This is a genomic window from Streptomyces sp. NPDC055749 (assembly GCF_053617235.1).
On record NZ_JBSHFH010000011.1, the window covers coordinates 81723 to 103478 of the forward strand.

General features: G+C 70.1%; 20 protein-coding genes. 10 read left to right on the forward strand and 10 right to left on the reverse strand.

All coding sequences use genetic code 11. The features are described 5' to 3' along the window. Window positions 1–75: 75 nt before the first annotated feature. On the reverse strand, window positions 76–1656 hold the full coding sequence (locus tag ACWGO0_RS11085; RefSeq protein WP_453531392.1) for an acyl-CoA mutase large subunit family protein: 1581 nt from the start codon (window positions 1654–1656) through the stop codon (window positions 76–78). Between the two features lie 224 nt (window positions 1657–1880). On the opposite strand from ACWGO0_RS11085, the gene ACWGO0_RS11090 reads away from it, so the two are divergent. After that, window positions 1881–2789 carry a L,D-transpeptidase family protein gene (locus tag ACWGO0_RS11090; protein ID WP_453531395.1) on the forward strand — a complete coding sequence of 303 codons (909 nt, stop codon included), beginning with the start codon at window positions 1881–1883 and terminating at the stop codon, window positions 2787–2789. A 195-nt stretch (window positions 2790–2984) separates the two neighbouring features. On the opposite strand, the gene ACWGO0_RS11095 is transcribed toward ACWGO0_RS11090, so the two are convergent. From ACWGO0_RS11095 to ACWGO0_RS11120, 6 genes are all read right to left on the reverse strand, one after another. Next, complete coding sequence (locus tag ACWGO0_RS11095) at window positions 2985–4202, reverse strand: hypothetical protein (protein WP_453531398.1); 1218 nt, start codon at window positions 4200–4202, stop codon at window positions 2985–2987. Then, entirely contained in the window at window positions 4202–4966 is a 765-nt protein-coding gene (locus ACWGO0_RS11100; RefSeq protein ID WP_453531612.1) for an RNA polymerase sigma factor, read from the reverse strand. Before ACWGO0_RS11100 ends, ACWGO0_RS11095 begins: the two co-directional genes overlap by 1 nt. A gap of 273 nt (window positions 4967–5239) precedes the next feature. Further along, a complete protein-coding gene (locus tag ACWGO0_RS11105) occupies window positions 5240–6064 on the reverse strand; it encodes a hypothetical protein (protein WP_453531401.1) in 825 nt (274 codons plus the stop codon). Further along, a complete protein-coding gene (locus ACWGO0_RS11110) occupies window positions 6061–6687 on the reverse strand; it encodes an RNA polymerase sigma factor (RefSeq protein WP_453531615.1) in 627 nt (208 codons plus the stop codon). The genes ACWGO0_RS11105 and ACWGO0_RS11110 overlap by 4 nt, the downstream gene beginning before the upstream one ends. Before the next feature lie 133 nt (window positions 6688–6820). Then, entirely contained in the window at window positions 6821–7261 is a 441-nt protein-coding gene (locus tag ACWGO0_RS11115; protein WP_453531404.1) for a hypothetical protein, read from the reverse strand. Window positions 7262–7592: 331 nt separating this feature from the next. After that, complete coding sequence (locus tag ACWGO0_RS11120; protein WP_453531407.1) at window positions 7593–8558, reverse strand: hypothetical protein; 966 nt, start codon at window positions 8556–8558, stop codon at window positions 7593–7595. A gap of 230 nt (window positions 8559–8788) precedes the next feature. On the opposite strand from ACWGO0_RS11120, the gene ACWGO0_RS11125 reads away from it, so the two are divergent. From ACWGO0_RS11125 to ACWGO0_RS11140, 4 genes are all read left to right on the forward strand, one after another. Next, window positions 8789–9331 carry a GNAT family N-acetyltransferase gene (locus ACWGO0_RS11125; protein WP_453531409.1) on the forward strand — a complete coding sequence of 181 codons (543 nt, stop codon included), beginning with the start codon at window positions 8789–8791 and terminating at the stop codon, window positions 9329–9331. A 157-nt stretch (window positions 9332–9488) separates the two neighbouring features. Next, window positions 9489–10340, forward strand: a complete 852-nt coding sequence (locus ACWGO0_RS11130; protein WP_453531412.1) for an arylamine N-acetyltransferase family protein — start codon at window positions 9489–9491, stop codon at window positions 10338–10340. A 244-nt stretch (window positions 10341–10584) separates the two neighbouring features. Further along, window positions 10585–10995 carry a hypothetical protein gene (locus ACWGO0_RS11135; RefSeq protein ID WP_453531415.1) on the forward strand — a complete coding sequence of 137 codons (411 nt, stop codon included), beginning with the start codon at window positions 10585–10587 and terminating at the stop codon, window positions 10993–10995. Between the two features lie 297 nt (window positions 10996–11292). Next, window positions 11293–14013 (forward strand): FG-GAP-like repeat-containing protein, encoded by a 2721-nt coding sequence (locus ACWGO0_RS11140; protein WP_453531418.1) that lies wholly within the window; start codon window positions 11293–11295, stop codon window positions 14011–14013. A gap of 119 nt (window positions 14014–14132) precedes the next feature. Here the strand turns inward: ACWGO0_RS11140 and ACWGO0_RS11145 are convergent, their stop codons facing one another. From ACWGO0_RS11145 to ACWGO0_RS11155, 3 genes are all read right to left on the reverse strand, one after another. Continuing rightward, window positions 14133–14660: a hypothetical protein gene (locus ACWGO0_RS11145; RefSeq protein WP_453531421.1), complete on the reverse strand. Its 528-nt coding sequence runs from the start codon at window positions 14658–14660 to the stop codon at window positions 14133–14135. Window positions 14661–14748: 88 nt separating this feature from the next. Further along, a complete protein-coding gene (locus tag ACWGO0_RS11150) occupies window positions 14749–15537 on the reverse strand; it encodes a DUF4328 domain-containing protein (protein ID WP_453531424.1) in 789 nt (262 codons plus the stop codon). A gap of 125 nt (window positions 15538–15662) precedes the next feature. Next, window positions 15663–17267, reverse strand: coding sequence for a beta-N-acetylhexosaminidase (locus ACWGO0_RS11155; protein ID WP_453531427.1), 1605 nt, complete (start codon window positions 17265–17267; stop codon window positions 15663–15665). Window positions 17268–17621: 354 nt separating this feature from the next. On the opposite strand from ACWGO0_RS11155, the gene ACWGO0_RS11160 reads away from it, so the two are divergent. The 5 genes from ACWGO0_RS11160 (at window position 17622) to ACWGO0_RS11180 (ending at window position 21756) form a co-directional block, all read left to right on the forward strand. Further along, window positions 17622–18167 (forward strand): 2-oxo-4-hydroxy-4-carboxy-5-ureidoimidazoline decarboxylase, encoded by a 546-nt coding sequence (locus ACWGO0_RS11160; RefSeq protein ID WP_453531617.1) that lies wholly within the window; start codon window positions 17622–17624, stop codon window positions 18165–18167. A gap of 166 nt (window positions 18168–18333) precedes the next feature. Then, window positions 18334–18714 (forward strand): succinate dehydrogenase, cytochrome b556 subunit, encoded by a 381-nt coding sequence (gene sdhC / locus ACWGO0_RS11165; protein WP_453531430.1) that lies wholly within the window; start codon window positions 18334–18336, stop codon window positions 18712–18714. 5 nt (window positions 18715–18719) lie between these two features. Continuing rightward, window positions 18720–19196 carry a succinate dehydrogenase hydrophobic membrane anchor subunit gene (locus tag ACWGO0_RS11170; RefSeq protein WP_453531433.1) on the forward strand — a complete coding sequence of 159 codons (477 nt, stop codon included), beginning with the start codon at window positions 18720–18722 and terminating at the stop codon, window positions 19194–19196. 29 nt (window positions 19197–19225) lie between these two features. Next, window positions 19226–20980, forward strand: a complete 1755-nt coding sequence (gene sdhA, locus ACWGO0_RS11175; protein ID WP_453531435.1) for a succinate dehydrogenase flavoprotein subunit — start codon at window positions 19226–19228, stop codon at window positions 20978–20980. Continuing rightward, complete coding sequence (locus tag ACWGO0_RS11180; RefSeq protein WP_362836008.1) at window positions 20980–21756, forward strand: succinate dehydrogenase iron-sulfur subunit; 777 nt, start codon at window positions 20980–20982, stop codon at window positions 21754–21756. Before sdhA ends, ACWGO0_RS11180 begins: the two co-directional genes overlap by 1 nt.

The window sequence follows — 21756 nt, forward strand, 5'->3', positions numbered from 1 at the left end:
ACGACACTCCGTCCAGGGGTCCCACCAGGTGTTCCGCGTCACGGAGCCGGGCAGGGACCGCACCGGCTCACCCGCTCAGAACGCGTCCGTCGGAACGTACGTCCCCCACACCTCCCGCAACGCGTTACAGACCTCGCCCACCGTCGCCCGCGCCTTCAGCGCGTCCTTCATCGGGTAGAGGACGTTGTCCGTCCCGCCCGCCGCCTTCTTCAGCTCCAGCAGGGCCGCGTCCACCGCGCCCTGGTCGCGTTCGGCGCGGAGTTTCGCCAGCCGGGCCGCCTGCTGGGCCTCGATCGCCGGGTCGACGCGCAGCGGCTCGTACGGCTCCTCCTCGTCGAGCTGGAAGCGGTTGACGCCGACGACCACGCGTTCCGCGCTGTCCGTCTCCAGGGCGACGCGGTACGCGCTGCGCTCGATCTCGTTCTTCTGGAAGCCGCGCTCGATCGCGCTGACGGCGCCGCCCATGTCCTCGACCCTGAGCATCAGCTCCAGCGCGGCGGCTTCCACATCGTCGGTCATCTTCTCGACGACGTACGAACCGGCGAACGGGTCCACGGTGGCGGTGACGTCCGTCTCGTACGCCAGGACCTGCTGTGTACGCAGGGCCAGGCGGGCGGACTTGTCGGTCGGGAGCGCGATCGCCTCGTCGAAGGAGTTGGTGTGCAGCGACTGGGTGCCGCCGAGGACGGCGGCCAGGCCCTGCACCGCGACGCGTACCAGGTTGACCTCGGGCTGCTGGGCGGTGAGCTGGACGCCCGCGGTCTGGGTGTGGAAGCGCAGCATCAGCGACTTGGGGTTCTTTGCGCCGAACTCGTCGCGCATCACGCGCGCCCAGATCCGGCGTGCGGCGCGGAACTTGGCGACCTCTTCGAGGATCGTCGTACGCGAGACGAAGAAGAAGGAGAGCCGGGGGGCGAAGTCGTCGACGTCCATGCCCGCCGCGACGGCCGTACGGACGTACTCGATGCCGTCGGCCAGGGTGAACGCGATCTCCTGCGCGGGCGAGGCACCGGCCTCCGCCATGTGGTAGCCGGAGATGGAGATGGTGTTCCACTTCGGGATCTCGGCCCGGCAGTACTTGAAGATGTCGGCGATCAGCCGCAGGGACGGCTTCGGCGGGAAGATGTACGTGCCCCGGGCGATGTACTCCTTCAGCACGTCGTTCTGGATCGTGCCGGTGAGCCGGTCCGCCGGGACGCCCTGCTCCTCGGCGACCAGCTGGTACAGCAGCAGCAGGAGCGAGGCGGGGGCGTTGATCGTCATCGACGTGGAGACCTTGTCCAGCGGGATCCCGCCGAAGAGGACGCGCATGTCGTCGATCGAGTCGATCGCCACTCCGACCTTGCCGACCTCACCGGACGCGATGGCCGCGTCGGAGTCGTGCCCCATCTGGGTGGGCAGGTCGAAGGCGACGGACAGGCCCATCGTGCCGTTGGCGATCAGCTGCTTGTAGCGGGCGTTCGACTCGGTGGCGGTGCCGAAGCCCGCGTACTGCCGCATCGTCCACGGCCGGCCGGTGTACATGCTGGGGTAGACGCCACGCGTGAAGGGGTACGCACCCGGCTCGCCCAGCTTCTCGGCCGGGTCCCATCCGTCGAGGGCGTCCGGCCCGTAGACCGGCTCGATGGGCAGTCCCGACTCGGTCTCACGTGTCATGTGCTGTGCCTCCCGTGCATGCCGGCCAGGGGTATCGAGGTTCGCGACGGACTTTAGCGGCGGCCGGTCGGGCGGCGGAGTGCCACCTTCTGGGACCTTGCTCACAACATGTGGCCCCGGGACTGGACCGGCACTCCCCATCATGCGCAGGATTCGGCAACCGGGCAGGACGGGAATTCGTCCAAGGAGACACCGGAGCAGTGGGCGAGCCCAGGGGGCACAGGATGATACGTACCAGCGTGAACGCGAAGGGCGGCAGAGCGCGCACCGCGGCGGCCGTCGCCGTCGGGACGCTCGCCGTCACCGCTCTGGCCACGGGCTGCACGCCGGAGACCGCCGGCGGGGCGCAGCGGGTGGCGCCCCCGGCGACGGCGAGCCCCGCCACCGACGCGAAGCCGGGCAGCGGCGCGAGCAGCCCGGCCGCGAGTCCGTCCACCGCCGCGCCGAAGCCCTCCGCGTCGAAGCCATCCCCTTCGAAGAGCACCGAGGCCGCTCCGGAGCCGGAGATCCTGATGTCGACGGGCTCCCAGGGCGCGCGGGTACGGGAACTCCAGGCCCGGCTCCGCCAGACAGGGCACTTCGACCGCTCCCCCACCGGCTACTACGGAACCGTCACCGTCACCGCCGTGCAGTCCTTCCAGGGCAAGCGGGATCTTCCCCGTACGGGTAAGACCGACACCGTCACCTGGCAGAAGCTCCTCGGGATGACGCGCAAGCCCACGGCGGCCGAGCTGACACCCCCCACCGAACGTGCCGTTGCCAAGCCGGACGAGCGCTGTATGACGGGCCGTGTCCTGTGCATCAGCAAGAACAGCCGGACCCTGTCGTGGATGATCGACGGCCGGGTCCTCTCGTCGATGGACGTGCGGTTCGGCTCGCAGTACACGCCGACCCGTGAGGGCACGTTCTCCGTGTACTGGAAGTCGCGGCACCACGTCTCCACGATCTACGACACCCCGATGCCGTACGCGATGTTCTTCAGCGGCGGCCAGGCGGTGCACTACTCGTCGGACTTCGCGGCCCGCGGCTACAGCGGTGCCTCGCACGGCTGTGTGAACGTCCGGGACGAGGGGAAGATCGCCTCGCTCTTCGCCCAGGTGAAGAACGGCGACAAGGTCGTCATCTACTGGTAGCGATGCGGTGAAAGGGGCGCGGGCGGGACCGGGGGAACGTGTCCCGCCCGCGCCAGGTGCGCTGAGCCGAAGGTACGGGGGGAACCCCGGCTCTTTGCGCGGCCGATGACCAGTCGGCTCACTCTGTACTGCGCCCGGCGGTCAAAAAATGTCACACCCGAGGCTCAAGCGGTCGCCGGAAGGGCCGGACAGGGCTCAGCTGACCGCGGGAGCCGTGGTGGCGGAGGCCGCCGGGGACGACTCGGCGCCCGTGCCGGCGTCCGTGCTGCCGCCCCCGTCCACGCCGCCGTCCACGCCCCCGTCCGCGTCGGGGGACGGCGGGGGCGTACGCAAGGAGACCGACGGCAGCGTGGCCGAGCCGCCCTCGCCCGCTGCGCCGCTCCCTCCGTTACCGGCTCCGGCGTCGGAGCCCGTAGAACCGTCGGAGCCCGCGGAACCGTCGGACCCCGCGGAGCCGTCGGACTGCTCGGAGCCGGAGCCGTTCTCGGCGTCGCCGTTCCTGCTGTCCTCGTCGTCGTCCTCGCCGCCCTCACCGAGGCGCGCGCAGAACCGGTCCAGGTTCTCCTCGCTCTTGGCCATCTCGACCAGGCGGCGCTTCGCGGCCCGGTCGAGAGTGCCCGCGCGGTAGGCACGGCACGCCTGGACCGCCTTCCTGTACACCTCGCCGGAACCGGCTTCGCCGGATTCCCCTGGTGCGCCCTCACCATCGGCCGCGTTCCCGGGGCTCCTGGACTCCTCCGGACCGCTGTCGCCGGTGGGCGGGCCTGCGGTGGCGCCGTCGGGACGGCTCTGCCCGCTGCCGTCACCGGTGCCGGACGTGGGGTCCTCGGAGGGATCCGTGGTGCGCGGGACTATGCCGGGCGGGAAGGGCGGGCCCTGGTCCGAGGGGAGTCCGGTGGCCGGCTCGTCCGGAGTGGCCGCCGCCGAGACGGAGGCCGCCGGGACCGGCGTGCCCTGGCCCCCGAACGGGCCGGGAAGCATGCCCACGCCCGAGGCGACCGCCACCCCGCCGAGCGCGCAGCCCGCGAGCGAGAGCACCAGGCCGTAGCGTGCGGGGCGGCTCCAGCGAGAGCGACGACCGGCGGACGAACGTCCGCCTCCGATCAGTACGGACTGGATGCCGTCCTGCCGTGACCTCGCCCCGGCCTTGGTGTCCTGCCCCTTCGGGGCGGCTCGCCTCGTACCGGCGCCGCTCTTCTGCCGGGCGTGCGCCGCCTCGCGGAACGCGGCGAGCACGGTGGTCTCCCCGGGCAGTTCGCCGCCGGCGGGCGGCAGGGTCCTGGCCGCTTCCAGCGCGGCGGCGAGCCGCAGGGCGTCGGTGCGTGCGCCGTCGTCGGCGGGCTCGACCGGCTCGCCGCGGAGCATTCGCTCCGCCGCGTCCTCGTCGAGCCACTCGTACCGCTCGTCGGCCATCACATGTCCTTCTGCGTCCACGGACGCGAATGCGTCACACCGTGGGTAACACCGGCGGGAGCCGCCACCCCGTTGCGGGACGGGCGCTGCGAGGGTACAGCTCCGAGTTCGGCCCCCTGACCCGTGCCGGCACCTTCACGGCCCACGGTTCCTGTGCCTGCGCCTGTGCCCGTCCGGGCCGTGCCCTCGTCCAGGAGTCCGTCGACCGCACCGCTGTCGGCGCCCACCAGCTCCGCGAGCCGCTTCAGTCCGCGGTGGGCCGCGGTGCGTACGGCGCCGGGGCGCTTGCCCAGTGTCCGGGCCGCGCTCTTCGCGTCGAGGCCGACGACCACCCGCAGGACGACGGCTTCGGCCTGGTCCTGCGGCAGTTGGGCGATGAGGGACATGGTGCGGCCGGTGGCCAGCGCCTCGATCGCCTCGTCAGCCGTGTCCGACTCGGCCGGTTTGCCCGTGAGTTCGGTCTCGTCGCCGCCGATGGCCGGCCGCCTGCTCCTCATCCGTATGTGATCGAGGGAGCGATTGCGGGCGATCCTGGCCGCCCACCCCCGGAAGCGGTCGGCGTCACCGCTGAACCGGTCCAGGTCCCGGGCTATCTGCAGCCACGACTCCGACGCCACGTCCTCGGCGTCCGGGTCCCCGACCAGCGTCCGTATGTAGCCCAACAGCCTTGGCTGCACAGCGCGGTACACAGCACGGAAGGCGTCTTCGTCCCCGTCCTGCGCCGCGAGCACCGCGGCAGTCAGCTCCGCGTCGTCCCCCAGCACTCCCTCAACCCGCTCTGCTGTCATGAATCGCAGCTGGTCACCACTGCTGCGCCACTCTGCGCGACTCAGCACGCTACGTGGTTGCCCGGCGCCGCGTCCATGACTTGTACAACCCGCAACAGTCTCGGACACCTTGCGGTGTGACAGAAAACGCAGCCACGGCGCTGAGATGAGTACGGGGCCGTTATGCGGCCCCGTGGAAGACGGCCGGGGCCTCTCCTGTGGGGGGTGGCGGCCCCGGTCGTCGTCCCACTCCGCAACCGCTTACGCCCGTCAGCCGGTAGCCGCGCCGTTCTTGCCGCCGCTCGCGGCCCCGCTCGGGCCGCCGCCATCGGTTCCGGACGAGGTCCCGCCGTACGTTTCGTCGGGCGACACCGGACCGTCCTTCTCCGCCTTGCCGCTCCCGTCCGGGTCGTCGGGGTCCTCCGAGTCGTCCGGGGCGCCCTTCGAGCCCGCTCCCGGCCTGCCCAGCAACCGGTCGCAGTAGGCCGTCACCGCCGCGTCCGACGCCTCGCCGGCCGCCGCCTCAAGGCGCTTCAAGGCTGTGGAGTCCGCAGACTTCCCGTGGTCCTTGTCCTTGGCGTACACCCGGCAGAGCGCGACGTCGCTCCGACCCCGGTCCGGTCCGCCGGAGGGCCGTACGAGGTCCGGCGGGACGGTCGTCGTCCTCGGCACGCCGTCACCCTCGGGCGAGGGCGTGCCACCGGAGTGGTGTCCGCCGGGAGTCGCCGGGGTGCCCTGCGTGGGGCGTACGGAGTCCGGGGCTTCCTTCACGCCGTCCCGGAACGGCGTCGGCAGCGCCCCGGTACCCGCGGCCACCGCGACCCCGCCCAGCGTCGCCGCCGCCACGAACCCGCCGAGCATCACCCGGACCGAGCGCACCCCGCGCCATCGCGGCGCCGGCCGCCAGTCGTCGCGCCGTCGCCACCACGGCGACCTGGCGCCATGCGCTCCGCCGTCCCGCGCGGCCACGAAGGCGGCGGTCGCGCGCAGCTCGCCGTCCGCGTCGGGCGCCGCGGTGCGCCGGGCCGCCGCGAGCAACGCGTCGAGTTCGGGGGTCTGGGGCGCCTTCGGCTGCCGCTGCGATTCGTTTCTCATGCTTCATCCCCCAGCGTACGGCGCGTCCTGTTTGTCACAGCGCCCGTCCCGCCGGGGGACAACTGCTCGGCCAGTCTCTTGAGTCCGCGGTACGCGGCCGTGCGGACGGCACCCGAACGCTTGCCGAGTACGCGGGCCGTCGTGGCGCCGTCCAGGCCGACCACGACCCGCAGCAGGACCGCCTCGGCCTGCTCGCGCGGCAGCGTGCCGATGATCTCCAGCGCCGCTTCCGTAGAGAGCGCTTCCAGGGCTGCCGAGGCGGTGTCGTGGCCGCCGGGCAGCTGGAGCACGTCCTGTTCGATCAGGGTGGTGCGGGGCCGCCGCTTCTGCTTCCTGAGATGGTCGAGCGCGCGGTTGCGGGCGATCATCGCGGTCCAGCCGCGGAAACCGGCCCCGTCGCCGCGGAAGCGCCCCAGATCGCGGGCTATCTCCAGCCAGGCGTCCGAGGTCACGTCCTCGGCGTCCTCGCCCACCAGCCCGCGCACGTAGCCCAGGAGGCCGGGCTGCACCCGCCTGTACACGACGGCGAACGCTGCCTCGTCCCCCTGCTGCGCCCGCTCGACGGCATCGCCGAGCTCGGCGTCGTACGTCTCCCTGCGGCGCTGTTCCCCGCCCGTGCCCAACACGTCCCTATTCAAAGCCAGTTCCGGCACCTACCGCTGTGCCCTTGCTCCTGCCGGGGCACTGCCCCTCATCTCCTTCTGCGCCCGACGGCACAGAAGCGTCACAGGATTCTCACCGGCGGAATCGAACAGGCTACCCGCACATCGCCTTCCGCTGCGTCGAGCGGCCGTGCAGCAGGAGGTACAGCCGCTGCACCGATTCCTCGGGCCCCGACTCGAAGCGGTTGACGACCTTGCCGAGCGGATTCCACACCCGACCGTCGGGCATGCGCACGCCCACCGTCTGCCGGAACAGCTCTCGTTGCGCGGCGTCGAAGTCCACCCACACGCCACCGGCCCTGCGGACGATCACTTCGCCCGTGTAGGCCCCGAGTCCCAGCAGGATTCCGTCGACCTGGTCCCGCTGCGGCTGGTCACGCCGCAGGCCGTCGACGACCAGATCCACGAGCCGGAGACTCGCGACGGAGTAGTCGAGAGGCAGCCGGTTGCGCGCGGTGAGCCGGGTGACGAACGCCGATGTGTACACGCGCATCGCCGAGGCCCCGGGCAGCGATCTCCACTCGTTCCCACCCATGTTTCCCCCTGACCCTGACCTGTTTCGCCGTGCCGGCGATCGCCGACATTGATCCAGCGACGGGGAGGCCGGAAACATCACGCGCTGGGCGCTGTGTTCGTTCTCACGATCAAGAACAGGACGAAGGGCGAAGGGCAGCACAACCATCACCCCGCCCCGAGCGTCCACGCGGCCTCGGCGATCGCGGTACGCGGACGGGGCACCCGGCGCGGCCCGCCCGGCGGCGGCATGGAGAAGTCGGACCGGTTATACATCGACCGGACGGCCGACCGCGAGCGCGCGCACATCCGCGACATAGCCACCACACGCAGGGGTCAGATCCAGCCACCCTTCACGCCGGGGGGGCGGGCACCTCGCGCAGCGCTGCGAAACGTTCGCGCCAGGGCGGTGGTTCGGGCAGGGTCGCCGCCTCCTGCTTCCAGGCGGCCCAGACCGCCCGCATCTCCTCCCGCCCGCACGGCCCGCAATGCGTCTCACCACGCACGGACCGGAACACGTGCTCGTCACCCGGCCCCGCGCACACGACGAACTCCGGCACCGGCTCAGGCGGCCGGGGCTCCGCACGCGGGGCCGCCGCTTCGGGCAGCTTGTGTACGAGGCGGTGGCGCAGGAACCCGACGGCCGACCGCACCCCGCCCTCCGGCAGCCCACTCACCAACGCCCGCCGCAGGTCAGCGGCGCTGACACCCTGCCGCAACCACTCGGCCGCCGCCCCCGCGAGCCCTCGGGCCTCCCGCACACCCAGATGCAGTTCCCGCCGGTCATGCCGCAGCGACAACAACACCCGCTCGCCTTCGACCACCTCGGTGGAAGCGTCAGCTTCAACTTCGGCTTCGGCCTCGGCTTCGACTTCGGGGGGTGGGTGGGGAGTGTTCTTATCCCGTTCTTTGTCTACCGGTAGTTGGCCGCCGACCGCCCGGCCGTCCGGCTCACCGACCGCCGGATCCGGCACACCCGGAGAGGCCGACGCATCCGCGCGAAGCCTCGCCACGTCCTCACGCGTCAGCGGAACGTTCGAGTAGAACTGCACGGTGACCCAACGCCCGCCCTGCGCACACTCTTTGATGTCGTGCACGAACCCATGCATCACCAGGAGCTTCTTCGCCGCCTTGAACGCGGCCCCGGTGATCCCGACATCCCGCGCGAGCTCACTCAGCGCCTTGTCTGCGTCTTCGTCACGAAGCCCCTGCACATGCAGGAGCAGAATCTTCGCGTCACTGTTCAGACGCTTGTGGCGCAGAACGTCGTGCGCCGACTTCGTGTAGCACCGAACCGGCGCGATAACATGCCGAAGCATCCCGGGGACTCCTTGTGTCCACTGGTGATGAAGGTCCTCGGCTGGTGTTGGTAGCACCTCCGGGGACCGCCCCATGCGCGGATGCGCACGGAGCGTAATGACACGATCACCGTACCGCACTCCCCGACCACCAGGTGACCGGCCTCCTCCGGCCCTGGGGGTCCGGGAGGTGCCGATGCAGTTGCCTTATTGGTTTGTCGTCGGCGAGCCCGGTCGGATAAAAACCTTGCATGCTTAGAGGTGGCAAGGTCGGGCTCAGGGCCCGGCACGAGGACGACATCCCGATCCTGCGGGCTGAGCTCTACGACGACGTGGTCAACTCCTCGCGGGCCGAAGGCGGGCCGTGGCGGCCGATCACGCCCGGCTCGAAGGACTCGCGGCTCGTGGTGGACGACAAGGAGCAAGGGCACGTCCCGTTCTCTGTGGTGGAGTTGGAAGGCGGCACGCTGGTCGGCACCGCGACGCTGTGGGGCATCGACAACCACAACCGGTCCGCGCACATCGGCCTTGGACTGCTGCCGTCCTCCCGCGGCAAGGGCTACGGCACCGACGTGGTCGCGACGCTGTGCCACTACGGTTTCATCGTGCGCGGCTTGCAGCGGCTGCAGATCGAGACGCTGTCGGACAACGCCGCGATGCTGCGCTCCGCCGAGCGCAACGGCTTCGTCCGCGAGGGCGTGATGCGCTCCTCGGCCTGGGTGATGGGCGAGTTTCTCGACGAGGTGCTGCTCGGTCTCCTCGCCCAGGACTGGAAGCCGGACTCGAAGGGCTAGGGGCTGCCCGGAGGATCCTCACCGGCGAGGTGGATCTTGGAGGTCGGGCCGACGGGGCGGTGCTGCCGCTTGTCCCACGTGCCATCCGCCGACCAGCGTCTGTTGCTCCGCCGGACGGGCCCTAGGCTGATCGTCCGTTCGAACGGTGAGGGGAAGCATGATCGACGTCGACGGGTATCTGGCCGTGCTGGGGGTGGCCCGGCCGGCGGCCCCGACCGCCGAGGCGCTGTGGGAACTGCACCGGGCGCAGGTGGAGCGGGTCGCCTACGAGACCCTCGACAACCAACTGGGACGGCCGTCGGGCATCGGCGCCGCTGAATCCGTGGCCCGGATCCTGCGCGGGCGCGGCGGCTACTGCTTCCACCTCAACGGGGCCTTCGCCGCGCTGCTGACGGCCCTCGGCTACGACGTGACCCTGCACCGGGCGGGGGTGCAGGACGAGGTCGAGGACCCCGAGGGCCCGGGCGGCGACCACCTCGCGCTCACCGTGGGGCTCGACGGCGAGCGGTGGCTGGTCGACACCGGGCTCGCCGGCGGAATGTACGAGCCGCTGCCGCTGCGCGAAGGCAGCTACACCCAGGGGCCGTTCACCTACGCGATGGCGCCGTCGGTGGTGGTGCCAGGCGGCTGGCGCTTCGCCCATGACCCCCGCGGCGCGTTCACGGCGATGGTCTTCGCACCGGAGCCCGTGGAGCTGTCCTCCTTCGCCGCGGAGCACGAGCGGCTGTCCACTTCCCCCGAGTCCGGATTCGTCCGGGTCCTCCAAGCCCAGCTCCGCGACGCCAAGGGCGTGGACATGCTGCGCGGCTGTGTGCTGCGCCGGATCGACGCCGCAGGCACGCACGAGCGGACCATCGATTCGGCGGACGACTGGTACGACGTACTGGCCGACGTGTTCCACCTGAACCTGACCGACGTCGCCGCCCCCGCGCGGGCGGCGCTGTGGCACCGCGTCCACATCGCGCACCAGGAGTGGGAGACCGCGGGGCAGCGTGCAACAACGCTCTGACGGGACGGTCGGCTCGCCGGCGCCCTGCGAAGACCGCCCGGGCTCGGATCGTGGACCACTCCAGAAGCCCGCCACCGACGCTCACGGATCCCGAGGTGCCAGACGGCAACAGCGGTTCCATGCACGCTTGTTGACCTGGCGAAGGTAGTCAGAGCCCCGGTTCGAGGGCGAGTGCTCGTGTTGTTACGGTGACACCTCGTCATCGGACGGTCAAACGTTCGATCCGTACCAAAAGGAGCATGGTTTGAAGCTACGACTCGGTCGTTTCGCCGCAGGAGCGATCGCGTTCGCCGCGGCTACTCTGATGGTGACCCCAGGCAACGCCTCCGCCGCGGAACCGCCCAGCATCGGCTGGGAGTGGGATCACATCCTCTCCGCCTCCGGCGTCAAGGTCTACGTCGAGGAACACGGCGACATCATCGCCGTGTGCGACACACAGGCGAACGGCGACTCGGCCATGGTCCAGGTCCGCTCCTCCGACATGTGGCCCTACAACTACGAGATGACGGCAAGCGGCGGCAACGGCACGTGCAAGACGCACCGGGCCAGCGACGGAGCCAAGTACAACCTGCCCGAAGGCCGTGAGGTCGATCTCTGGTTCGACGGCAACGGGGGCACGTTCGACGGAGAAGGCGGCTTCACGAACGACAACTGATCTGCCGCATCCGGACACCTCAGCAAGGACGTGAAGGTCGTCGGATGCCGCCGATAAGGGCGGGAGTCAGTATCTCTGGCTCCCGCCCTCTCGAAAATCCCCGGTGAGCCCCGCATTGCGCACCCACCATGTGATCCGCGTCACCTCGTTGGGGATCGGAGTGACGTTTAATCCTTGAGCGCCGCTGGGTACTGCGGGACGCCCGTGACGGGTGGGGCCTTAATGAATTTCTGGATACGTGAACTCTCATGAGGGGTGGGGCATTTGAGCCCGCGCAGTTCGCATGCGTACAGACCGATGAGCCTGAAGCGCCGCGCCTGGCTGACCGTCGGCGCGGTCGTGCTCGGTGGCGCGGGGGTGGTCACCGTGGCCATAGCCAACCCCGAGTCTCCCGAGGATCAGGGACCGAAGGTCCGCAAGGCGTCGGTCCACGAGCTGACGTTCAAGGGCACCGGCGACTCCAAGCGGGCGCTGCCGCGCACCGACACCGACCCGTTCTCGATGGTCGGCGTCATCTGGGCGGACCCGGAGGCGACGGTCGACGGCAAGGCGGAGGTACGGACCCGCAGCCGTGAGACCGGCGAGTGGAGCTCCTGGACGGAGGTCCACCTGGAGCAGCACCTCGGCGCGGAGCGTGACGACGAAGAGGCGAAGCTGCCCGGTATGTCCGAGCCGCTGTGGGTCGGACCCTCCGACGCCGTCGAGGCGCGCGTCGTACGTGCCGACGGCACGGCCGCCGACGGGCTGCCCAAGGGACTCGAACTGTCACTGGTCGACCCGGGCGTCACCGCCAAGGAGGCCGCGGCGCCGGGCGCCGACGCGCAGAGCGCGTCGTTCGCCGTCGAGGAGACCGCGACGCCGACGCCGACGGACACCGAGACTCCGACCGAGATACCCAGCGAGACTCCGAGCGAGACGGCCACGGAGACCGCGACCGCGACACCGACGGAGACGGCCACCGAGACGGCGACCGCCACACCGACGGACACCGCGACGCCGACCGAGACGCCGACCACGGCCACCCCGTCGCCCACGCCGACCGTCCCGACCGCGCCGCCTTCCACGGTGAACCGGCCCGCGATGACGCTCCGCGCCGGCTGGGGCCCGGACAAGTCGCTCGCCACGAACTACAGCGACCCCGAGTACATCGAGAAGGTCCAGGCCGTTTTCGTCCACCACACCGTGGGCTCCAACGACTACAGCTGTGCCGAGTCCGCCGCGCTCATCCGCGGCATCTACGCCTACCACGTGACCCCGCGCACCGGCTACGACGGCTGGAAGGACATCGGTTACAACTTCCTCGTCGACAAGTGCGGTCAGATCTTCGAAGGCCGTGAGGGCGGCGCCGACCTGCCCGTCCTCGGCGCGCACACGTACGGCTTCAACTCCTACTCCACCGGCATCGCGATGCTCGGCAACTTCGAGACGGGCAAGCCGACCACCGCGGCCCTCAACTCGGTCGCCCGGGTCGCCGCGTGGAAGCTCGGCCAGTACGGCGTGAGCCCGAGCGGCTCGGTCACGCTGACGGCCGCCGCCGACACCGGTGTGTACAAGAAGGGCGCGCAGGCCACGCTCAAGACGATCTCCGGTCACAAGGACGGCTTCGCCACGGTCTGCCCCGGTCCCACCCTGTACGCCAAGCTGCCCGCGATCCGCACCTTCGCCACGGGCGCCGGCCGGAACTCGGCCGTTCCCACCGCCGACTTCAACCGGGACGGCATCAGCGACCTGATCGTCGGCCTCCACAAGGCGTCGGGCAGCGCCGGCCGCGTCAGCGTGCTGCCGGGCAGCCAGAGTGGCCCCGACTACGCCACGAAGCGCACGATCGACCAGGGCAGCCCCGGCGTACCCGGCGGCAACGAGGCCTACGACTACTTCGGCTACTCCAACGCCTGGGGCGACCTGAACGGCGACGGACACGCGGACCTGGTCATCGGTGCGCCGGGCGAGAACATCACGCAGTCCGACAACGGCACGGTCCTCGCCATGTACGGCCCCGGCCTCACCACCGGCAAGGGCCTGGCGATCACCGCCTCGTCCCGCGTCGGCGGCGACAAGCTCGGATACGCGGTCGCCGCGGGCGACTTCAACGCCGACGGCATGGACGACATCGTCTCCGTGGCGCCCGGAAAGCCCGGCCGCTGGTGGGCCTGGGACAGCAAGACCGGGGCCCCGAAGTCGGGCTACCTGAACTCCTCCGCGTACACCGGCGCCGTCGGCTACCCGACCGCCACCACGGGAGACTTCAACAAGGACGGCTACGCGGACGTCGCCGTCGGCTTCCGCGACCCGGGCGGCATCGGCCGGCTGCTGTGGCTGAAGGGCTCGGCGACCGGACTCCAGCGCGTCGGCATCCTCGCCGCACCCGGCGGGCGCTCGCTCGCCGCGGGTGACGTCAACGGCGACGGTGCCACCGACCTCGTGGTCGGCCAGCCGTACAACAGCGAGTCCGGCCACACCGCCAAGGGCGGCGCCGTCACCGTGGTGTTCGGTTCCTCGACCGGTCTCACGTCGACCGGCCGCAAGCTGTACCACCAGGACACCTACGGTGTGCCCGGCGGCGGCGAGAGCGGCGACAACATGGGCTGGTCGGTCTCCGTCGGCGACGTCGACCTCGACGGTTACGCGGACATCCTCTCCGGCATCCCGGGCGAGGACATCACCCGCTCCGGCGCGTCCCGCACCAACGCGGGGGCCGTCCTGATGGTCCGAGGCACGGCCACCGGGCCCACCAGCAACGGGTCCGTCGTGATCAGCCAGGACACCGCGGACATCCCCGGGGTCACGGAGACCGACGACCGGCTCGGTTCGTCCGTCTCGCTGGCGGACCTCACGGGCGACACCCGGGCGGACATGGCCCTCGGCGCGGACGGCGAGGACGCCAACAACGGCACCGTGCTCCAGCTCGACAACATCGTCGGCAAGGGCATCGTGCCGTCGAGCAGCTACTACTACGGGACCTACCAGCTGGGCGCCCCCAAGGGCATCCGGATCGGGCTGAACGGCCTGAACCCGTAAGGCCCAACCTGTAACGCCCGACCCGTAACACCCGCCGGTCCGCGCCCCGCGCGCCCACCGACACCGGAGCCCCTCGGCCTGACCCGAGGGGCTCCGGCCTTTGTCCGGACTCTGCCGGATCAGGCCCGGCCGCGTGCCCGGCGCGAGATCACCGCACGCAGCACGCGCCGGCCCTCGGTCGCCCGGTCGAGGGCGCCGCGCAGTCCTCGCGCGCCGCCCGCCGGGTCCGGGGACTCCGCGAGGGTCTCAAGGATCTCGGTCTGGCGCCGGAGCTCCCCCGCCACGAGGGGGCCGTCCGCGCTCGCCCCGCCACCGACGGGCATGTCGAACCGGCGGTGGAACTCCAGCGAGAGCAGCGAGCAGGTCCGCGCCCACACCCGCAGCGGTTCGGCGGCCCAGTCGGCCGGGGCGGTGCGGAGCATCTCCGGTACGGGCGAGGCCGTTTCGTCCACGTCCGCCATCGCCGCACGGGCGGCCGTCAGCCGGTCGGCCCAGGCGCGGCCGTCCTCGCAGCTCGCCCAGAGCGGGCGCAGCGGTTCGGATTCGCCGCCGTCGGCCTGCGGCGGCAGGCAGCGTTCGAGGCAGGCGAGCGCGCTCGCGGCCAGCCCCCGCTCGTCCGCCTCGGCGATCCGTTCCAGCAGGCTCATCAACGTCTCCCTCGTTCGGGGCGTGGAATCCCCCTTGTCCCGTACTGCGCCGAGTGGCCGAAAATCGTCACCGGACGGCGAATTCAGGTCACCGCGCGCCGAGAGCGGCCCGCTCCCCCTGCATCCGGGTCAGCTTGCGGACGAAGAGGATCGCCAGCACCGCGGCCACGATGTCGAGCGCGTCGGACAGCACGACCAGGCCGGCGGCGTCCATGATCTCCTGCGGCAACTCGGCCTGCTCGTACTGCTTGGCGGTGTAGCGACTGAAGAGCAGCGAGAAGACCCACACGCCCCACCAGAGGTTGATGGGCGCGTGCGAAACGGTGCGCCAGGAGCCGTCGGTGTTCGTCTGGGCGCTCGCGGTCCAGATGCCGCCCGCGATCCTGCGGGGCAGCCAGAGGTTGGCGATCGGGATGAACCAGGCGCCGATCGTCCAGCCGGGCTTCATCGGCTGCGCGCTCGCGTCGAACACCTCGGCGTTCATGCGCACCCGGTGGAACCAGATGATGAAGACGACGGCGGTGGCCAGCATCGCCATGACCTGGAAGGAGCCGGACATGAAGTAGAGCCGGTCGGCGCTGTCCGCCGCGGCCTCGTCGAAACTCGCGAAGTCGTCCGCGATCGCGTCACCGAGCAGGCTGCGGACGTTCAGTCCGGCGGCTATCGCGAGCACATCGGTCGCGATCACGAGGCCGAGCAGGATCACGACGGCCTTGGCGAGGCCCGCCGGGGACCGCAGCTGATGCCGCGCCTCGGCCATCGGGACAGGAGCGGCCGTCATGAGGCCGTGCGGCGGGGCGGTGCCGGTCCCGGCGCAGAGCGTGCAGCGGCCGTCCGCGGTGACGGACGGCCTGGTACCGCAAGTGGTGCAGAGCATGGTGTGAAAGCCCCCCGGGGCGTGGTGCCGGCGTATGGGCCGACGCCCCTCCCCGGAGCGCACGGCAAGCGGAACCTAGCCTCCGGTGCACGGGCCTGTCCATGTCATTGGGCGGGGACCGCGGATCAGCCCGTCCGGTCGATCTCCTGGGCCAGGTCCTGGAACTGCGCCCAGCTCAGCTTCGGCGTCCGGGGGTCCCACAGTTTCTGGCTGACCGCCCGCAGCGGCATCCGGATGCCTTGCGCCACCTGCTGCGCGGTCTGCGCGTTCGGCAGGTCGCCCCAGACGGCGAACCGGCCGCCCAGAATCTGCTTGGAGTAGCGGGAGTTCACGGGCTGGGTGCCGCGCAGGACGAGCGGGGTCCACTGTTCGTAGATCCGCTCCCCTGTCGGGTAGACGAACTGGTTGGGCTCACCGAGCACGTAGTAGAGGAACTCGTCGTTGAGGTTGACCACGCGGCGCCCCTCGCCCAGATACTCCTGCGGCTCCCGGGCCCCGATCTCCTTGCCCGTCCAGTACTCGACCTCGATGTCCTTGTCCGCCTCGACGGCGCCGCCGCTGAAGAACCCGTCGTTCCACGCCTTGGGCGTCCTGTCGTCGCCGCGGACCACCTCCGCGCGGTCGTTGAGCCAGCCGGTGGCGAGGTCCTCGATGCCGGCCTGTGCGCCGTACTTCTCCTGGGCGGCGCGGAGCAGTTGCGGGTACGAGGCCGAGGGGTTCTGCACCGTCAGCGCACGGTACTCGTCGGCGCCGAGGTGGAAGTACGAGCCGCCGAACAGTGCGGTGTACTCGTCGATCAGCTCGTCGATGAGCTTCGCCGCCGCCGGCTTCGAGATGTCGATGGAGCCGGGCGAGGCCACACCCTGCGCGTTGCGCAGCTGGAGATCCGGGTGGGCGCGGAGCACGGCACCGAGATGTCCCGGGGAGTCGATCTCCGGCACGATCTGGATGTGCAGCGCGCCGGCGAGGGCCACGATCCTGCCCACCTCGGCCCGGGTCAGATGCTCGGCCGAGACGATCTCGGGGTGGGACTCGGACTCGACACGCCACGCCTGGTCGTCGGAGAAGTGCAGTCCGAGCTGGTTGAGCTTCAGGTCGGCCATGTCGCGCAGCCGGTCCTCGATCCAGTCCGCGGTGTAGTACTTGCGCGCGATGTCGAGGTTGAGCCCGCGCTGCGGCCGGTCGGGCCGGTCGCGCACCTCCCCCTCGGGCATGACCCCTCCGGTGCGCAGGGACTGCTTGAGGGTGCGGGTCCCGTAGAAGACCCCCGCCTGGTCGGGTCCGCTGATGGTGACGCGCCCGCCCTGGGTCTTCAGGGTGTACGACTCGCGGGCTCCCTTGCCCGCGGTGCCGAGCGCCAGTTCGACATCGCCCGCGCGGGCGGCGACCTCGCCCCGGTAGCGGATCTTCAGCTCCCCGGCGAGCAGTTTGGCCTCGTCCGCGAGTTCCTCGCTGCCTTCGGCTATGACGACCGTGCTGTCAGGACCCGGCCGCCAGCCCGGCCCGCGCGCGGCCTCGTGCTCGCGTACGGCGGGGATGGTGCGGGGTTCCGTGGAGAGCGGATAGCTGCGCGAAGGGGAGGGGGTGGAGGTGGCGCGGCCCGGTGACGCCGCGGCGTCACCCCTGCGCGCGTCGTCGGAGTCGTCCGGCCAGACGACGACGGTGAGGACGACGGCGGCGGCGGCCGTGACAGCCGCACCGGCCACGAGGGCACCGCGTGAGGGCGACATCGCTCTGGTACCTCCGAAATAGGGGACAACGGGTCATATTCGAGGTTAAAACGGACTTTGTTCTTCCTGAACGATCCATCGGGTGTCCAGAAGCCGCACATCAGTGGTCCGAAACTCTGCCGTCCGGGTGATTTTCGTGCGTACGTCGGACGGCCGTTGCCCTCTCTCGCTAGCGTTACGGCACATTCGTCTCTCCCTTCACCTTCTTCACTCTCTCCACCCGTGCAACCTCGTTGCCCTCCGTCCCCTCTTCCGGGGCACAGATGTCGTTCGTTCGAGGAGTCCACGCTGTCCAGGTCCAGCGAGTCCCACGCCGGCCTGCCCGAGCGACCGCAGCAGGCAGGGCGGGCCGCCATACCCGTCCAGAGCAGAGGCCCCGCAACGGCGGGCGACCACTCCGCGGGGCTCGCCCGCTTCAACACCGCACCGCGCGCCGTGGCCGAGGCAGCGCTCCTGGAGTGCTGCGGCAGCCACCGCTGGGCCCTGCGGATGGCGAGCCACCGCCCGTACCCGGATCTCGGCGCCCTGCTCGCCGCCTCCGACGAAGCGGGCTACGACCTGTCTCCCACGGATATCGCCGAGGCGCTCGCCGGAGAGAGCGCCCCCTGCCTCCACCACGCCGCGCCGCGCGCGGCGCACCTCGCGCTCCGGGCCGCCCACGCCGCGTACGAGAGCCGGTTCGGCCATGTCTTCGTGATCGGCCTGGACGCCGGACGGCCCTCCCAGCACGTGGACCAGGTGCTCGCCGGGATCAGGGCCAGACTGGCGCACGACCCGGACGAGGAGCGGGCCGTCACGGCGGAGGAGATGCGGCGGCTCGCCCGGGAGCGCATCATCGAGCTGGTGACGGACACGGACAATCGTGACGACTTGAGCCGCTCCCCATTTGGGATGCTCTAGCCCGTCCGTGCCTGTTTGATTGCCACTTTGATCACACCAGAGGCCCCGGGGCGAACGAACCGACAAAGCGTCGCTACGATGGCCGGGGCCGGTGGACCGTACCCGGCCGGGTCAGACCGACAGTCAAGCCGGCCGACCCCAATCCCCGCTCCCGGAGGGTTCTTCCGTGCCGGCTGGAACGCTGTACCGCGGCCGGGAAGGCATGTGGTCGTGGGTGGCTCATCGAGTCACCGGTGTCCTCATTTTCTTCTTCCTGTTCGTACACGTCCTGGACACCGCTCTTGTCCGCGTCTCTCCCGAGGCATACGACGAAGTCGTGGCCACGTACAAGACGCCGCTTGTCGCGCTCCTCGAATACGGCCTCGTGGCCGCAATTCTCTTCCACGCGCTGAACGGTCTCCGCATCGTCGCCGTGGACTTCTGGGCCAAGGGCCCGCGCTTCCAGAAGCAGATGCTCTGGACCGTGCTGGGCATCTGGGTCGTGCTGATGGTCGGGGCGCTGTATCCCGTCCTCGGCCACGCCGTACGCGAAGTCTTCGGGAGCTGATGCCAATGTCCACCGAGAGCACTTCCGCGATCGGCGACGTCGAGGGCGTGAGCCTTTTCGACGTCGACCACCCGGCCCCGGTGATCGAGCCCCCGCGCGCGCGGACCGGCAAGACGCCCAAGGGCTCACGCACCAACTTCGAGATGTACGCCTGGCTCTTCATGCGCCTGTCGGGCATCGTGCTGGTCGTTCTGGTCCTCGGCCACCTGCTGATCCAGCTCGTGCTGGACGGCGGCGTGTCCAAGATCGGCTTCGCCTTCGTGGCGGGCCGCTGGGCTTCGCCGTTCTGGCAGACCTGGGACCTCGTCATGCTGTGGCTCGCCATGCTGCACGGCGCCAACGGCCTTCGTACGGTCATCAACGATTACGCCGAACGGGACAACACCCGCTTCTGGCTGAAGATGCTCCTGTACACCGCCACGGTGTTCACCGTCCTGCTGGGCACGCTGGTGATCTTCACCTTCGACCCGAACATCCGCTAGGCGCCGGGACAGAGGGACCAGAGGAAACCATGCAGATCCACAAGTACGACACCGTCATCGTCGGCGCCGGCGGCGCCGGTATGCGCGCGGCCATCGAGTCGACCAAGCGCAGCCGCACCGCCGTGCTGACGAAGCTCTACCCCACCCGCTCCCACACGGGCGCGGCGCAGGGCGGCATGGCCGCCGCGCTCGCCAACGTGGAAGAGGACAACTGGGAGTGGCACACCTTCGACACGATCAAGGGCGGCGACTACCTGGTCGACCAGGACGCCGCCGAGATCCTGGCGAAGGAGGCCATCGACTCCGTCCTCGACCTGGAGAAGATGGGCCTGCCGTTCAACCGCACGCCCGAGGGCAAGATCGACCAGCGCCGCTTCGGCGGTCACAGCCGTAACCACGGCGAGGCCCCGGTCCGCCGGTCCTGCTACGCCTCGGACCGCACCGGCCACATGATCCTCCAGACGCTGTACCAGAACTGCGTCAAGGAGGGTGTGGAGTTCTTCAACGAGTTCTACGTCCTGGACCTCCTGCTCCAGGAGGTCGACGGCGTCAAGAAGTCGGCCGGCGTCGTGGCGTACGAGCTGGCCACCGGCGAGATCCACGTCTTCCAGGCGAAGTCGATCATCTTCGCCTCCGGCGGCACCGGCAAGTTCTTCAAGGTGACGTCGAACGCGCACACCCTGACCGGTGACGGCCAGGCCGCCGCGTACCGCCGCGGTCTGCCGCTGGAGGACATGGAGTTCTTCCAGTTCCACCCGACGGGCATCTGGCGCATGGGCATCCTGCTGACGGAGGGCGCCCGCGGTGAGGGCGGCATCCTCCGCAACAAGGACGGCGAGCGCTTCATGGAGAAGTACGCGCCCGTCATGAAGGACCTCGCGTCCCGTGACGTCGTGTCCCGCTCCATCTACACGGAGATCCGTGAGGGCCGCGGCTGCGGTCCCGAGGGCGACCACGTCTACCTCGACCTCACGCACCTCCCGCCGGAGCAGCTGGACGCGAAGCTCCCGGACATCACGGAGTTCGCGCGCACGTACCTCGGCATCGAGCCCTACACGGACCCGATCCCGATCCAGCCGACCGCGCACTACGCCATGGGCGGCATCCCGACGAACGTCGAGGGTGAGGTCCTCGCGGACAACACGACCGTCGTCCCGGGTCTGTACGCCGCGGGCGAGGTCGCGTGCGTGTCCGTGCACGGCGCCAACCGTCTGGGCACCAACTCGCTCCTGGACATCAACGTCTTCGGACGCCGTTCGGGTATCGCCGCCGCCGAGTACTCCGCGAAGAACGACTACGTCGAGCTTCCCGAGAACCCGGCGCAGCTCGTCGTCGACCAGGTCGAGCGCCTGCGCAACTCGACGGGCACCGAGCGGGTCTCGACGCTCCGTCTGGAGCTGCAGGAGTGCATGGACGCCAACGTGATGGTGTTCCGCACCGAGCAGACCATCAAGACGGCCGTCGACAAGATCGCCGAGCTGCGGAAGCGCTACCTGAACGTGTCCATCCAGGACAAGGGCAAGCGGTTCAACACGGACCTCCTGGAGGCCATCGAGCTGGGCAACCTGCTCGACCTGGCCGAGGTCATGGCGACGTCCGCGCTGGCCCGCAAGGAGTCCCGCGGCGGTCACTACCGCGAGGACTACCCGAACCGCGACGACGTCAACTTCATGCGCCACACCATGGCGTACCGCGAGGTCGCCGCCGACGGCACCGAGTCGATCCGGCTCGACTACAAGCCCGTCGTCGTGACCCGCTACCAGCCGATGGAGCGTAAGTACTGATGGCTACCCCCACCCTGGAGAAGTCGGACAAGGCCCCCGAGCCCGAGGCCGGCTTCGCCGACTCCCCGTACATCACTGCCACCTTCCGGATCCGCCGGTTCAACCCGGAGGTCTCCGACGAGGCGCAGTGGCAGGACTTCCAGATCTCGATCGACCCGAAGGAGCGTGTTCTCGACGCCCTTCACAAGATCAAGTGGGAGCTGGACGGCACGCTGACCTTCCGCCGCTCCTGCGCCCACGGGATCTGCGGTTCCGACGCGATGCGGATCAACGGCAAGAACAGGCTCGCCTGCAAGACGCTGATCAAGGACCTGAGCCCGGAGAAGCCGATCACGGTCGAGGCCATCAAGGGCCTCACGGTCCTCAAGGACCTCGTGGTCGACATGGACCCGTTCTTCCAGGCGTACCGCGACGTCATGCCCTTCCTCATCACCAAGGGGAACGAGCCGACCCGCGAGCGTCTGCAGTCCTCCGAGGACCGCGAGCGCTTCGACGACACCACCAAGTGCATCCTGTGCGCCGCGTGCACGTCCTCGTGCCCGGTGTTCTGGAACGACGGGCAGTACTTCGGCCCGGCGGCGATCGTCAACGCGCACCGCTTCATCTTCGACTCGCGCGACGAGGGCGGCGAGCAGCGCCTGGAGATCCTCAACGACCGTGACGGTGTGTGGCGTTGCCGCACGACGTTCAACTGCACGGACGCCTGCCCGCGTGGCATCGAGGTCACCAAGGCGATCCAGGAAGTGAAGCGCGCGCTGATCACGCGTCGCTTCTGA